A 13,431-nucleotide genomic window follows, 5' to 3' on the forward strand; every position below is an offset into this window, starting at 1 on the left:
CATCGCCGCCCACTATTGGCTCCGGTTCAGCCTCAATGCTGAACCGGAGCCAATCGTTTCTGACGCGGCCGCGTGACGATGCTCCCTTGACCCTCAGGCCGGATGGCCCCGGCCGACCTGGAGCGGTTGTTGCAGGAGATCCGGACCTCCGCGAACGTCACCACCCGCACCACCGTGGTGCTCTCCACGCCGTACGAGAACCGGCCGCCGAAGATCAGTGCCGAGCTCCCGGGGCGGGCTCGCTCCCCGGCGGGGGCGGAGCCGGCAGGTTCCACCGCTGGATGACCTGCCGCCCGTGCTCGTGACCGAGCACGCTGACGGTGGCGGTGTCCAGCCGCAGCAGCCCACCGGCCGCCGGCGGCAGCCCGAGCCAGCGGGCGCCGAGCACCCGCAGACTGTGCCCGTGGCCGACCAGGCCGACGTTGCCCCGGTCGAGCAGGGGAGTGACCCGGGCGAGCACCCGGTCGAGGCGTTCGCCGACCTGCGCCGGTGACTCGCCGCCGGGGCAGCCGTCGGTCCAGATGCTCCAGTGCCGGTGGTCTTCCTGGATGTCCACGGTGGTGCGTCCCTCGTACTCGCCGTAGTTCCATTCGGCGAGCTCCGGGTCGATGGCGCTGACGTCGAGGCCGGCGAGCTGCGCGGTGCGCAGGGCCCGCTGCCGAGGGCTGGACAACAGCCGGACGAACTGCCGGCCGGCGAGCATCGGCCCCAGCGCGCGGGCCTGCCGCTCGCCGTCGGGGGTGAGCGGCAGGTCGGTGTACGAGGTGTGCCGTTGGCTGGCGCTCCAGGTGGTCTCGCCGTGCCGGATCAGCAGGATCTCTCCCATTCGTCCAGTTAACCAGGCGCGGCGTCCCTCCGTTCACCTAGTATCCTAGGATGCCTTAGCGGTGGTGCGGGCCATCACCCGGTAGCGCACGCGTTTCAGCTGCGAGGACACGGGGACGCGACAGGGGAGCGGGCGACGGCCCGCAGCACCGCGCCAGCGGAGGGGAGTCCCATGAGCTTCACGGAGAAGACGAAGGCCAAGGCCCAGGAGCTGAGCGGCGCCGCCAAGGAGCGGATCGGCGACGTCACCGACAACGAGCGGTTGCGGGCGGAGGGCGCCAACGAGCAGAGCGCGGCGCGGGCCCGCCAGGCCGGCCAGAACGTCAAGCAAGCTGGCCGGGACGTGAAGGACGCGTTCAACAAGTGATCAGCGCGACGGCGGGCCCCCGGACAGCCGGGGGCCCGCCGTCGCGCTCCCGGCTTGCATCCGGTACCCGGGTACGGGCTTATCGTCGAGGCCTGGGCCCGAATGACGAGGGTTGGGTGCCCGAGGCGTGCACCCTGCCGACGGTGGAACGGCCGCTGCGGGTGGCGGAGTTCGACGATGTCGGTCGGCCGTCGGTAGGGTCCACGGCGTGACGGTCGCCCGGTCCCTGCTGTTGTTCGTGCTGGCCGCGCTGGCGGAGATCGGGGGAGCGTGGCTGGTCTGGCAGGGCTGGCGGGAGCACCGGGGGCTGTAGTGGGTCGCGGCGGGGGTGCTGGCGCTGGGGGCGTACGGCTTCGTGGCGACGTTCCAGCCGGACCCGAACTTCGGTCGGATCCTGGCCGCGTACGGGGGTGTGTTCGTGGCCGGGTCGCTGGGCTGGGGTGTGCTGGTGGACGGGTTCCGCCCGGACCGCTGGGACGTGGCCGGGGCGGCGATCTGCCTGCTGGGCGTCGCCGTCATCATGTACGCGCCGCGGGGCGGCTGACCGCTACGTCGCCCTGCTGCGCGGCTCGCTGCCGAGTGCGTCACCGAGCAGCATCGCGGTGAGCACGGAGCAGCCAACTCGGCGGTGGTGAACTACCACCACCGGCTGCCTCGGCACCGGGGCGCTGTCGTCGTCTGACGGGCAGCGGATCCCGGCCAAGGGCAAGTCCCTGACCGCGCGGCACCTGTCGCGGTACTTCGCCCGCGGGCAGGGCGGCTCCACCTACGCTCGGCAACGCCACCGACACCCACGGCGCCACCCTGGCCAACTTCGCCCGGTTCGACCTGGTCGGCAGCCCTCGCTCGCATCCGTGACCTGGAGAAGACCACCCTCTACCGGACCGGACGGGGCCGCGGCAGGAGGCCCTCGCCCGCTACCCGTGCCGCAGAACGCCCTCACCTCGGCGATCAAGGAGTACGGGGCGCTGCGCGCCGCCCGCTACTTGGCCGACGAGACCTACCGGCGGCGCATCAGCTCAACATCGGCGAGAACCTGCACGCCCGACACCGCTCCATCGCCGGGCCGGCGAGGAAGCGATCCGCTGCCGGCACCTGGAGCGGCAGACCGAGCACGGTGCCTCACCCTGACCACCAACGCCATCGTCTGCTGGCCCACGCCGCCGCGCAGCGGCCTGCCCGGCCATCCGCCGCACCATCGGTGGTCGCAGGCGGCCGCGCTGGTGATCCACCGGCGAATGGAGGGCTCATCGCGGCCAGTCTGCGAACGCGTGATGGAGGTCGCGGATCTGGTCTGGGGTGAGGCGATAGAGGCTGAAGACCGTGTCGGGTAGGCGATCGAGGCGTTGCATGGCTTCGTGGATCTCGTCGTCGGTCAGGGCAGGGTCCGCGCGGCGGCCGAGGGCGATCAGGTCCTGCCGGCTACAGCGGTCGAGGACGGCGGCGACGTCGATGTAGTCGCGGGGTTGGGCGCGGGTGATCATCGCGGCCACTTTGGTGCCTATCACGTCGTCGAGGTGCAGCACGGGGCCGATGTCGAGGATGACCGGGCTGTTGCTGCGTGCGAACCGCACGAGCTGTAGCCGGACGGCTTGGTCGCCGCGGCGGACCTCGAATTCGGTCATATCGTGGTCGAAGCCGTAGAAGACGTCGTCGAGTTCGGTGGGGTCGGGGATCGTGTCGACGTCGAGGCCAGCGTCGACCAGGGTGTCGCGGACCAGCTTGGCGGCGGCTGTGACGCCACCGGTGACATCGGTGAACAGGTCGATGTCCTCGGTGGGGCGGGCGCCGATGCCGTGGGCGATGAGGGCTTGGCCGCCGGCGAGGGCAAAGCCGTGGTGGCGGGCCACGGCGAGAGCGATGCGGGTCACTTCGAGTTGAAACAGGTCGGGGTCAAGCATCAGGCGGCGATGTCCCGGGCGTGCAGCACGGGGTGGCGTTCCTCCCAGGCGCGGCGTACGCCGCGGGGCAGATACAGTTGTGACCACAGTCGAATGAGAGTAGGTCCGTGGAGCCAAGCGCGCAGCTCGTCGGGCTGAACGGCTTCGGTGAGCACCGTCTCGTACATCCAGGCCAGTAGGCCCGGGGCGTCGAGATCGACGTGGCGGTCCGGCTGCCAGAACAGCCGGTGGGGAAGCTCGACCACTCCGCTGGTCGGGCCCCGCAACTGGGCGAGGTCTGCGACCACGACCGCCGGCCGGCCGGGCCGGGCGTAATAGAGCGTTCGTGAGCTGTGCACGGAGCGGATCGGGTCCATGCCTACAGGGTAAACCTGATCAGCGCCGCGGCGAGGTAGTCGGGTGTCCGGCCGGCCCTCGAACGGCGCCTGTGGCAGCTCCGGTCGGGGCTACCTGCCAGCGCCCCACGCCGTCCAAGCCCTGGAGAGTTTGGACGAACGTCATATGAGCAACGCAGAACATTCAGGAGGCATCCTCGAACTGGGCGTACCCCATCATCGCGCCGGCCGCTTGGTCATCAAGGTGGTCGCGGCCGGCTGCTAGGAGCGCGGCGACGCATGCCGCCACCGCCGGGTGGCCACCGGCGCCCTGCCGGTACGCGATCCGGGTACGTCGCCGGATGGTGAGGCGCACGAGGCGGACCCCGGCGGGCGGTCGCGCGACGGCGAGTTGGGGTACGAGCCCGACGCCCTGGCCGGCGGCGACCAGGGCGAGCATGGCAGTGAAGTCGTCGGCGTGGTGGCGCACGGTCGGGCGGAAGCCGGCCAGCTCGCAGGCGTGCAGGGCCAGCGAGTGGCACAGCGTCCCCTGGCTAGCCACGATCCACTGCGCGTCGCGTACCGAATACATCGGGTCGCCTTCCGGGCCGAGCTCCATTGCGGCGGGCAGGGCCAGGAACACCGTCTCGTCCAGCAGCGGTGTCGAATCCAGCGCCGGGTCCGGCTCGACCGGCACAATGTCGTAGTCGTGCAAGAGGGCCACGTCGAGGCGGCGGTCCCGCAGGGCGTCGGGCATGGCGACCGGGTCCAGCTCGGTGACCATCAGGTCGAGCGCCGGGTGGTCGCGGGCCAGCGCGACCAGGGCCCGCGGCAGCACGGTTCGCACCGCACTCGGGTAGGCGCCGATGCGAACTGTGCCGGAGAGCTCTCCGCGGGCGGCGGCCAGCGTGGCATCGGCCGCCTCCAGGGCGGCGAGAACCACCTCGGTGTGCCGGACAAGCGCCTCCCCGGTCGGGGTGAGGGTGACCCGGCGGCCGGCGCGTTCCAGGAGCGCGACGCCGGCCTCCCGTTGCAGCGCGGCGAGCTGCTGGGAGACCGCGGACGGCGTGTAGGTGTGCGCCTCGGCGACGGCGGCGATGGTGCCGAGCCGGGCCAGGTCCCGCAGCAGGCGCAGGCGGCGGACGTCAATCATCAGCTCAGCTTACGTATTTGTTGAGCAACCGGAACTGGTTCTTCACGATCGCCGGACGCAGGCTTGACCCATGACACCAATGGGCCTGTACGTACCGCTGATCACGCCGTTCGACGAGCAGGGCAGGGTCGCCTTCGACGCGCTGACCGCCCTCGCCCACGAGGTGCTGGATGCCGGGGCCTCCGGCCTGGTCGCCCTAGGCACCACCGCCGAGCCACACTCCCTCGACGGCGCCGAGCAGGCTCGGGTGATCGACGCTATCGCCGCGGTCTGCGGGGAGCGCCGGGCCGCGCTCCTGGTCGGCGCGCACACCATCGAGGCGCTGCGGGCGCTCGCGGAACGGCCCGAGATCACGGCGGCGCTCTGCCTGGTACCGCCGTTCCTACGGCCCGGCGAGGAGGCGGTGCTCGCGCATTTCGCCCGGCTGGCCGAGGAATCCCCGGTGCCGCTGGTCGTCTACCACGTCCCGTACCGCAGCGGGCAGCAACTTTCCGTCGGGACGCTGCGCCGGCTCGCCGGGCTGCCCGGGGTGGTGGGGATCAAGCACGCGGTCGGCGGCATCGACGCGGACACCATCGCGTTCCTCGCCGACGTACCGCCGGGCTTCGCGGTGCTCGGTGGCGAGGACGCGTACATCTCGCCGCTGCTCGCCCTCGGCGCACACGGCGGCGTCCTCGCCTCCGCGCACGTCGCCACCGCCGACTACGCCGCGCTGATCGCGGCTTGGCGCGCCGGGGACGTCACCCAGGCCCGACCGCTCGGCCACCAGCTCGCCGTCCTCTCGGCCGCGCTCTTCGCCGAACCCAACCCGTCGGTGATCAAGGCAGCGCTGCACGCCTCGGGACGCATCCCGACGCCGACGGTCCGCCCGCCGCTGCTGCCCGCCACCCCAGCGGCCACCGCACGGGCCCTCCGGTACGCAACGGAGCTGACTCGGACACTGGCCTGAGCGCAGCCGACCGAGACCTGGTAGGCCGTCGCCGGTGCGGTAGAGCAAGCTCTACCGCACCGGCGCGGCGATCTGCCTGCTGGGCGTCGCCGCCATCATGTACGCGCCGCGGGGCGGCTGACCGCTACGCCGTCGCCGTGTGCGGCTCGCCGCGGACTGCGCCAGCCACCAGCATCACGGTGAGCACGCCGATGGCCGCGGCGATCTGCGCACCGGCGACGGTCCAGATGCCGAGGGGCAGGGTGGCGAGCACGGCGACGGCGCCGGCTGGTCGGGCCAGGGGTAGGCCGAGGCGCAGGCCCAGCCGGGCGCTGGCGACGCCGGTGAGGAACAGGGCGACGCTGCCGGAGAGCGCGAGCGCGGCGGCGATGCTGGCGGGCTCGTCCGGGTGGGAACGGCGGCGTGGATGCCGGCGGCGGTGGCGATGATGCCGAGCAGGATCACGTAGTGCGGCAGCACGTAGGTGCGGGCGGCGAGGTGGGTGCGGGCGCGCGGGGAGGCGGTGGTGAGGGCGGCGTCGGCGTTGCGGGTGTCGGTGAAGTAGGTCCACCACATGGCGGCGGGCAGGGCGAGTCCCATGACGATGGCGCCGGCGGTGACGGCGGTGACGTGGTGGATGTCGATGCCGGCGCCGACGGCGATGACGGTCTCGCCGAGGGCGATGATCACGAGCAGGCCGTGGCGTTCGACGAAGTGTCGGGCGGAGACGTGGAAGGTGTCGGCGACGCGGATCCAGGAGTGTCGGGGAGTGAGGTAGGGCAGGGCGGCTTGGACGAGGGCGGCGGCGAGCCAGAGCGCAGGTGGCGGGGCGCCGACGAACGCGGCGGCGAGGATGAGCAGCGCCGCGGCGAGGTCGTAGGGGGCGAGGCGGGGGACGACGGCGCGTGCGTCGGAGCGGCTGAACGTGATCAGGTGGACGATGATCAGGACGAGGTAGCCGACGGCGAAGAGCAGGCGGGTGTCGGTGAACGCGGTGGGTACGGCGACGCTGGTGAGCAGGAAGCCGGCCATGCCGGCGAAGAGAGAGATCTTCAGGGCGGGGCGTCGGGGTGGCACGTGGTTGGTCAGCCACGCGTAGCCGGTGTAGGCGTACCAGAGCACGCCGAGGATCAGGAGGGTGCGGCCGAAGCCGGCCCAGGTGAGGTCGTCTTCGAGAACGCCGGCGAGCTGGGTGATGGTGAAGACGAAGACGACGTCGAAGAAGATCTCGACGGGGTGACCCGGTCGGCGGTGTCGGGGGCGGCCGGGCTCATGGAACTGGAGGCTATTGCCCGCAGCTCTCGGTGGTGCCGGGGTGGGGAAACGCGTCGCCCCGGCACCTGGGTGCCGGGGCGACGGTCGGGTCGGGTCAGTCGTTGCGGTGGTCGGCCCACCACTGCTGGCCGGACTCGGGCAGGGTGTCGATCGGGTCGTAGTAGGCGTAGCGCTTGTTGAGCGCTTCCAGGTCGGCGGACTCGATCGAGGTGCGGTAGTTCTTGGTCCAGTAGGAGATGCCGCGTTCGCGGTCGTACTCGGTGAGCATGTGCACCCAGCGCTTGCCGACGAAGGGGACGTCGCAGACGATGCGCGGGGTGGCGTAGCCGGGCAGGTAGCCCATGATGTCGTGCTGGAGCTGCTGGGCGTGCCAGACGGGGACCCGCCAGTGCTCGGCGTTGGGGATCATGTCGCACATGTAGAAGTAGTACGGCAGGATCCCCGCTTCGCCTTGGAGGGCGAAGCAGAGGTCGAGCAGGTCGGGGGTGGTGGCGTTGACGCCGCGCATGAGCACGCCCTGGTTGCGGACGTCGCGGACCCCGACGTCGAGGGCGGTCTGGGCGGCCTTGGCGACCAGCGGGGTGATCGACTGGGCGTGGTTGACGTGGGTGTGGATGGCCAGGTTGACGCCGCGGCGGGAGGCGGTGCGGGCGACCCGTTCGAGGCCCTCGACGACGTCGGCCTGGAGCCAGTGCTGGGGCAGGCCCATGAGGGCCTTGGTGGCGAGCCGGATGTCGCGGACGGTCTCCAGCTCCAGCAGCCGCATCAGGTAGGACTCAAGGTTCTTCCACGGGACGTTGGCCACGTCGCCGCCGGAGACGACGACGTCGCGGACGCCGGGGTGGGCCTTGAGGTAGGCGATGTGGGCGTCGTAGCGGTCGACGGGCTTGAGGGTGAGCTTGAGCTTGTCGACGGCGGGGGTGGAGTTGCCGACGAGGTCCATCCGGGTGCAGTGGCCGCAGTACTGCGGGCAGGTGGAGAGCAGCTCGGCGAGGACCTTGGTGGGGTAGCGGTGGGTGAGGCCTTCGGCGACCCACATGTCGTGCTCGTGGAGACTGTCGCGGCTGGCGTAGGGGTGGGACGGCCAGTCGGTGCGCCGGTCGGAGGCGACGGGGATCATGTAGCGCCGGATGGGGTCGGCGAGGAACGCCTCGGTGGTCATCGGCGCGAACGGCACCATCGTGTTGATCATCTGCGGCGGCACCAGCATGGACATGGTGGCCAGGGCCTTCTGGTCGGCCTCGAGGTCGGCGTAGAAGGTCTCGTCGACGGTGTCGCCGAGGACGGTGCGCAGCTGCTTGATGTTCTTGACGCAGTTGACCCGCTGCCACTGGGCGTTCTCCCACTGCTCCCGGGTGACGTGGCGCCAGCCGGGGAAGCGGGTCCAGTCGGGTTCGACCAGGGGGCTGCGGCGGTATTCGTACGGCTGCCCGGCGGTCGGTACGGCGACCGGGGCGTGACGGGGTTGAGGGATGGTCTCAACCGGTTGGGTCTGGGTCACGGCCCCTCCTCGTTTCGTGGTGCGGGTTGATCAGCGATCCCGAAGGCTACTGGAAAATATCCGGTGAAGAAATTAGTCTGCCGTAAGTTTTCCCGCGACGCGAGTCCTGGCCAGGGCTTCGGGCGGCTTAGGTAGGGGGGTCGGCGTGACGTCACCGGTGGGTCTGCACCGCGTCGTGGAACCGGCGGGGGTGCTGCCGCAGGCGGCCTGGCGGCTGGACGCCGACCCGCGGATCGCGTCGAACGAGGTGCGCATCCGGGTGGAGCGGCTGAACCTGGACGCGGCGAGCTTTCGGCAGCTGTCGGAGAAGCACGGCGGCGACGGGGAGAAGGTCCGCGCCGAGGTGCTGGAGATCATCTCCACCCGGGGGAAGATGCAGAACCCGGTGACCGGGTCGGGCGGCATGCTGATCGGCACGGTGGAGGAGGCCGGCCGGCGGTCCCCGCTGGGGCTGACCGTGGGCGACCGGGTGGCGACGCTGGTGTCGCTGACGCTGACCCCGCTGACGATCCTCGACGGGCTGGCCCGCTGGGACGGGCGCAGCGAGCAGGTGCCCTGCGACGGGTACGCGATCCTGTTCGCCCGGTCGATCGCGGCGGTGCTGCCGGCGGACCTGCACCCGGAGCTGTCCCTGGCGGTGCTGGACGTGTGCGGGGCGCCGGCGCTGACCGCGCGGGTGGTGGCCGAGCACGTGGCGCGGCGGCAGCGCGAGGGTGACCCGCGGCCGGTGAACGTCGCGGTGATCGGCGGCGCCGGCAAGAGCGGGTCGCTGTCGCTGGCCGCGGCGCGGCGGGCGGGCGCCGGCCGTACCGTCGGGGTGGTGCCGGTGGCGGCGGAGCGGGACGCGCTGGAGCGCGCCGGCCTGGCGACGAGCGTCGCGTTGGCCGACGCCCGCGACCCGGTGGGGCTGTCCACGGCGGTGACCACGGCGCTGGGCGCCCCGGCCGACGTGACGGTGGTCTGCGTGGACGTGCCGGGCTGCGAGCACGGCGCGGTCCTGGCGACCGAGGACGGCGGCACGGTGATCTTCTTCTCGATGGCGACGAGCTTCGCGGCGGCGGCGCTGGGCGCCGAGGGCCTGGCCGCGGACGTGACGATGCTGGTGGGCAACGGGTACGTGCCGGGTCACGCGGAGTTGGCGTTGGAGCTGCTGCGCTCCGAGCCGGGGGTGCGTGCGCTGTTCGAGTCCCGGTTGGCGGCAGACTGAACCCCATGACGAACCCCTCGACCTTGTACCGCGGCGGCGTGCTGCACTGTCCGGCCGAGCCGAGCGCGACGGCGCTGCTGGTCCGGGACGGCCGGATCGTCTGGCTGGGTGTGGACGCGGAGGCCCCGGCCGCCGACCGGGTGGTGGACCTCGACGGCGCGCTGGTGACGCCGGGTTTCGTGGACGCCCACGTGCACGCCACCGACACCGGGCTGGTCCTGTCGGGCCTGGACCTGTCGGCGGTGCGCTCGGCCGGTGAGCTGCTGGACGCGGTGTCGGCGTTCGCGGCGGGTCTGCCGGGTGACGCGGTGGTGCTGGGGCACGGCTGGGACGAGTCGAACTGGTCGGAGAAGACGCTGCCGGACGCGGCGGCGCTGGACCGGGCGGCCGGCGGCCGGCGGATGTACCTGTCGCAGGCGTCGATCCACTCGGCGCTGGTGTCGGCGGCGCTGCTGGCGGCCTGCCCGGAGGCGGCGGCCGCGCCCGGCTACGACGCGTCGGGCTGGTTGCGGCGCGACGCCCACCACGTGGTGCGGGCGGCGGCGCAGGGGTCGGTGACCCGGGCGCAGCGGGTGGCGGCGCAGCGGGTGGCGTTGCGGCACGCGGCGTCGCTGGGGATCGCCGCGGTGCACGAGTGCGGCGGCCCGGAGATCTCCGACGAGGCCGACTTCACCGGCCTGCTGGCCATCTCCGGGGACGGGGTGCCGGAGGTGTACGGCTACTGGGGTGAGCTGCTGGGCGCGGCGCGGGCCCGGGAGTTGGGCGCGGTGGGTGCCGGTGGTGACCTGTTCGCCGACGGGGCGTTGGGGTCGCGGACGGCGCACGTGTCGCAGGCGTACCTCGACGGGGACCACTGCGGCCACGGGTACCTCACCGCCGACCAGGTGCGTGACCACCTGTTGGACTGTGCGGCGCACGGGCTGCAGGGCGGGTTCCACGCGATCGGCGACGCGGCGATCGCCACGGTGCTCGACGGGTTCGCGGCGGCGGCGGAGAAGGTGGGCACCGACCGGCTGCGGGCGGCCCGGCACCGCATCGAGCACGCGGAGATCATGAACAAGCGGCTGATCGCCGGGTTCGTGGAGTACGGGATCGTCGCGTCGATGCAGCCGGCGTTCGACCGGCTGTGGGGCGGCGCGGGCCGGATGTACGAGTCGCGGCTGGGCCTGTCCCGGTCGTTGGAGTCGAACCCGATGGGGGCGATGCACTCGGTCGGGGTGGCGTTGGCGTTCGGGTCGGACTCGCCGGTGACGCCGCTGGACCCGTGGGGTTCGGTGCGGGCCGCGGCGGCGCACCACAACCCGGCGCAGCGGATGAGCGTGCGGGCCGCGTTCGCGGCGCACACCCGCGGTGGGTGGCGGGCGGTGCACCTGGACAACGAGGGTGTGCTCGCGCTGGGTGCGCCGGCGACGTTCGCGGTGTGGTCCACCCCGGCCGGGGTGGACCGGGGACTGCCGGTGCTGCTGGCCGAGGACCCGGAGCTGCGGGGTCCGGCGGACCCGACGCCGCTGCCGGCATGCCGGGCCACGGTCCTGCGGGGTGACGTGATCTATGAGGAAGGGTCTTCGTGAGCGAGGCAACCATCGGTACCGCACGGGGCGTGACGGCGTGACGGGCAAGCTTGAGCTGGATCCGGCGCTGGTGGCGCGGGCGCGGGAGTTGGCGCGCCGCGCCGGGCAGCCGGTGGTGGACCTGGCGCGCAGCCACACCACCGTGTCGGTGGAGCGGGCGGTGCTGCGGCTGGCCGGGGTGACCGGCGCCGACCCGGACGGCATCCCGTGGGTGAACCGGCTGGTCGATGCGGTGGTCGCCGACACGGGTCTGGGGAACGGGGTGGCGGCGTCGGTGTTCGACGCCCTGGCCCGGGAGGACATCAGCGACGTGACGTTGCTGGCGCAGAAGGCCGCCGCCGGGTCGGTGCGCTTCCAGCAGCCCACCGGCAAGGCCGCGAAGGCGGCGCGCAAGGCCGCCCGCCGGGCGGTCGGCGCGGGGATCCGGCAGATCGACCGGCGCCGGGCCGAGCGGGACCGCCTGGTGAAGCGGTACGGGGATCCGCGGCAGCGGCCGTGGATCTACCTGATCGTGGCCACCGGGGACATCTACGAGGACATCCCGCAGGCACAGGCCGCCGCCCGCGCCGGCGCGGACGTCATCGCGGTGATCCGGTCGACGGGCCAGTCGCTGCTGGACTACGTGCCGGAGGGGGCGACCCGGGAGGGTTTCGCCGGCACCTACGCCACCCAGGAGAACTTCCGGCTGATGCGGGCCGCCCTCGACTCCTCGTCGAAGGAGCTGGGCCGGTACGTGCGGCTGACGAACTACGCGTCGGGCCTGTGCATGCCGGAGATGGCGACCCTGGCCGGCCTGGAGCGGCTGGACATGATGCTCAACGACTCGATGTACGGGATCCTGTTCCGCGACATCAACCCGATCCGTACGTTCGTCGACCAGCGGTTCTCCCGGCAGGTCCACGCCCGGGCGGGGATCATCATCAACACCGGTGAGGACAACTACCTCACCACCGCCGACGCCGTTGACGAGGCGCACACGGTGACCGTGTCGCAGCTGCTCAACGAGTACTTCGCGCACGAGGCCGGGCTGGCCGACTGGCAGCTGGGGCTGGGGCACGCGTTCGAGATCAACCCGGACGTGCCGGAGTCGTTCCGCCTCGAGCTGGCGCACGCGCTGCTGGCCCGGGAGCTGTTCCCCGACGCGCCGCTGAAGTGGATGCCGCCGACGAAGCACATGACCGGCGACGTGTTCCGCGGCAACCTGCTCGACGGGTTCTTCAACCTGGTCGGCACCATGACCGGGCAGGGCATCCTGCTGGTCGGCATGATGACCGAGGCGGTGGTCACGCCGTGGCTGTCCGACCGGGACATCGCCCTGCAGAACGTCCGGTACGTGCTCGGCGCGGCCGGTGGGCTGCACGAGGACTTCGTGCCGGCGCCGGGCGGGTTCATCCAGCAGCGCGCCAACCGGGTGCTCGGTGAGGCGCTGGACCTGCTGGAGCGCATCGGGGAGCAGTCGCTGCTCACCGCGATCGCCGAGGGCACCTTCGGGATCATGAAGCGGCCCGCGGACCGGGGCAAGGGCCTCGACGGGGTCGCGAAGCACGAGGCCGACTACTTCAACCCGGCCACCGAGATCCTGGAAGGGCAGCAGGCGTGAGCGCCGTCGAGACCGGCGCGGGCGCCGAGAAGAAGATCGTCCGGCCGTACGGGGACACCACCGGCGACGGCATGGTGCAGGTGTCGTTCACCCTGCCGGTGCCGCACGACAAGCGGGCCGAGGGCGCGGCCGTGCAGCTGGCCAACAAGATGGGCATCGACCCGGCGATGCTGGTGCACGCCAAGCCGATGAGCGAAGGATTCACCTTCTTCGTCGTGTACGGGCGGGTGAACCACCTGGTGGACCTGGCCGCCGTGCAGGTGGTGGAGCGGGACTTCCCACTGCTGTCGGCCAAGGAGGTCAACGCGGTGGTGAAGCAGAAGCTGCGGCGCAAGCTGTCCGTGGTGGGGGCGTGCATCGGCACCGACGCGCACACCGTGGGCATCGACGCGATCCTCAACGTCAAGGGCATCGCCGGCGAGAAGGGCCTGGAGTACTACCGGGAGTTGAAGGTCACCAACCTGGGCGCGCAGGTCAGCGTCCCGGAGCTGGTGGAGGCCGCCCGCGCGGAGAAGGCCGACGCGGTGCTGGTGTCGCAGGTCGTCACCCAACGCGACGCGCACCTGCACAACACCCGGGAGATGTCCGCGGCGTTCCGGGAGGCGATGCCGGCCGGGAAGCGGCCGCTGCTGATCGTCGGCGGGCCCCGGTTCGACGAGACGATGACCGACGAGCTGGGCGTGGACCGGATCTTCGGCCGGGGCACCACCCCGGGCGAGGTGGCCAGCTACCTGGTGCACGCGCTGATCACGAACAAGAAGGCGAAGCAATGAGCGAGCGTAGCGAGCG

12 protein-coding genes and 3 pseudogenes are annotated in these 13,431 nt (G+C 72.0%); 9 read left to right on the forward strand and 6 right to left on the reverse strand.

Annotated elements, in window-relative coordinates; genetic code table 11:
- Positions 1-108 precede the first annotated feature (108 nt).
- Positions 109-285: pseudogene (locus OG799_RS09285) on the forward strand (Lrp/AsnC family transcriptional regulator); the annotation flags it as partial.
- Here the strand turns inward: OG799_RS09285 and OG799_RS09290 are convergent.
- The gene (locus OG799_RS09290) at positions 215-826 is read right to left on the reverse strand and encodes a histidine phosphatase family protein (protein ID WP_406044632.1); all 612 of its coding nucleotides are present in this window, start codon (positions 824-826) and stop codon (positions 215-217) included. The pseudogene OG799_RS09285 and the gene OG799_RS09290 overlap by 71 nt on opposite strands.
- Positions 827-997: 171 nt before the next feature.
- Here OG799_RS09290 and OG799_RS09295 point away from each other — a divergent pair, with 171 nt between their 5' ends.
- The 3 genes and pseudogenes from OG799_RS09295 to OG799_RS09305 all read left to right on the forward strand — a co-directional run.
- Positions 998-1,192: a CsbD family protein gene (locus OG799_RS09295; RefSeq protein ID WP_406044633.1), complete on the forward strand. Its 195-nt coding sequence runs from the start codon at positions 998-1,000 to the stop codon at positions 1,190-1,192.
- 208 nt (positions 1,193-1,400) lie between these two features.
- A pseudogene (locus OG799_RS09300) lies at positions 1,401-1,736 on the forward strand (YnfA family protein).
- Between the two features lie 69 nt (positions 1,737-1,805).
- Positions 1,806-2,352: pseudogene (locus OG799_RS09305) on the forward strand (Tn3 family transposase); the annotation flags it as partial.
- Positions 2,353-2,439: 87 nt separating this feature from the next.
- Here OG799_RS09305 and OG799_RS09310 read toward each other — a convergent pair.
- The 3 genes from OG799_RS09310 to OG799_RS09320 form a co-directional block, all read right to left on the reverse strand.
- Positions 2,440-3,093, reverse strand: a complete 654-nt coding sequence (locus tag OG799_RS09310) for a nucleotidyl transferase AbiEii/AbiGii toxin family protein (RefSeq protein ID WP_406044634.1) — start codon at positions 3,091-3,093, stop codon at positions 2,440-2,442.
- Complete coding sequence (locus OG799_RS09315; RefSeq protein WP_406044635.1) at positions 3,093-3,449, reverse strand: hypothetical protein; 357 nt, start codon at positions 3,447-3,449, stop codon at positions 3,093-3,095. Before OG799_RS09315 ends, OG799_RS09310 begins: the two co-directional genes overlap by 1 nt.
- 163 nt (positions 3,450-3,612) lie before the next feature.
- Positions 3,613-4,560, reverse strand: coding sequence for a LysR family transcriptional regulator (locus tag OG799_RS09320; protein ID WP_406044636.1), 948 nt, complete (start codon positions 4,558-4,560; stop codon positions 3,613-3,615).
- Between the two features lie 70 nt (positions 4,561-4,630).
- Between OG799_RS09320 and OG799_RS09325 the strand changes: the two genes are divergently transcribed.
- Positions 4,631-5,509 carry a dihydrodipicolinate synthase family protein gene (locus tag OG799_RS09325; RefSeq protein ID WP_406044637.1) on the forward strand — a complete coding sequence of 293 codons (879 nt, stop codon included), beginning with the start codon at positions 4,631-4,633 and terminating at the stop codon, positions 5,507-5,509.
- Between the two features lie 174 nt (positions 5,510-5,683).
- Here the strand turns inward: OG799_RS09325 and OG799_RS09330 are convergent, their stop codons facing one another.
- On the reverse strand, positions 5,684-6,715 hold the full coding sequence (locus OG799_RS09330) for a low temperature requirement protein A (protein WP_406046247.1): 1,032 nt from the start codon (positions 6,713-6,715) through the stop codon (positions 5,684-5,686).
- Positions 6,716-6,857: 142 nt separating this feature from the next.
- Positions 6,858-8,264: a KamA family radical SAM protein gene (locus OG799_RS09335; RefSeq protein WP_406044638.1), complete on the reverse strand. Its 1,407-nt coding sequence runs from the start codon at positions 8,262-8,264 to the stop codon at positions 6,858-6,860.
- A gap of 157 nt (positions 8,265-8,421) precedes the next feature.
- Here OG799_RS09335 and OG799_RS09340 point away from each other — a divergent pair, with 157 nt between their 5' ends.
- Genes OG799_RS09340 through OG799_RS09355 form a run of 4 tightly spaced genes read left to right on the forward strand, consistent with a single transcriptional unit; the run spans position 8,422 to position 13,415 of the window.
- Entirely contained in the window at positions 8,422-9,471 is a 1,050-nt protein-coding gene (locus OG799_RS09340) for a zinc-binding alcohol dehydrogenase (RefSeq protein WP_406046248.1), read from the forward strand.
- Between the two features lie 5 nt (positions 9,472-9,476).
- The gene (locus tag OG799_RS09345) at positions 9,477-11,042 is read left to right on the forward strand and encodes an amidohydrolase (protein ID WP_406044639.1); all 1,566 of its coding nucleotides are present in this window, start codon (positions 9,477-9,479) and stop codon (positions 11,040-11,042) included.
- Positions 11,043-11,079: 37 nt separating this feature from the next.
- Entirely contained in the window at positions 11,080-12,642 is a 1,563-nt protein-coding gene (locus tag OG799_RS09350) for a lysine 5,6-aminomutase subunit alpha (protein ID WP_406044640.1), read from the forward strand.
- Entirely contained in the window at positions 12,639-13,415 is a 777-nt protein-coding gene (locus OG799_RS09355; protein WP_406044641.1) for an OAM dimerization domain-containing protein, read from the forward strand. The genes OG799_RS09350 and OG799_RS09355 overlap by 4 nt, the downstream gene beginning before the upstream one ends.
- Positions 13,416-13,431: the final 16 nt, after the last annotated feature.

Source organism: Micromonospora sp. NBC_00898 (assembly GCF_045207895.1).
Classification (GTDB): domain Bacteria; phylum Actinomycetota; class Actinomycetes; order Mycobacteriales; family Micromonosporaceae; genus Micromonospora.

What these genes read in the sequence shown, in the direction of transcription:
- OG799_RS09290 (WP_406044632.1), bottom strand. Translation starts at nt 826, where the DNA reads ATGGGAGAGATCCTGCTGATCCGGCACGGCGAGACCACCTGGAGCGCC.
- OG799_RS09295 (WP_406044633.1), top strand. Translation starts at nt 998, where the DNA reads ATGAGCTTCACGGAGAAGACGAAGGCCAAGGCCCAGGAGCTGAGCGGC.
- OG799_RS09310 (WP_406044634.1), bottom strand. Translation starts at nt 3,093, where the DNA reads ATGCTTGACCCCGACCTGTTTCAACTCGAAGTGACCCGCATCGCTCTC.
- OG799_RS09315 (WP_406044635.1), bottom strand. Translation starts at nt 3,449, where the DNA reads ATGGACCCGATCCGCTCCGTGCACAGCTCACGAACGCTCTATTACGCC.
- OG799_RS09320 (WP_406044636.1), bottom strand. Translation starts at nt 4,560, where the DNA reads ATGATTGACGTCCGCCGCCTGCGCCTGCTGCGGGACCTGGCCCGGCTC.
- OG799_RS09325 (WP_406044637.1), top strand. Translation starts at nt 4,631, where the DNA reads ATGACACCAATGGGCCTGTACGTACCGCTGATCACGCCGTTCGACGAG.
- OG799_RS09345 (WP_406044639.1), top strand. Translation starts at nt 9,477, where the DNA reads ATGACGAACCCCTCGACCTTGTACCGCGGCGGCGTGCTGCACTGTCCG.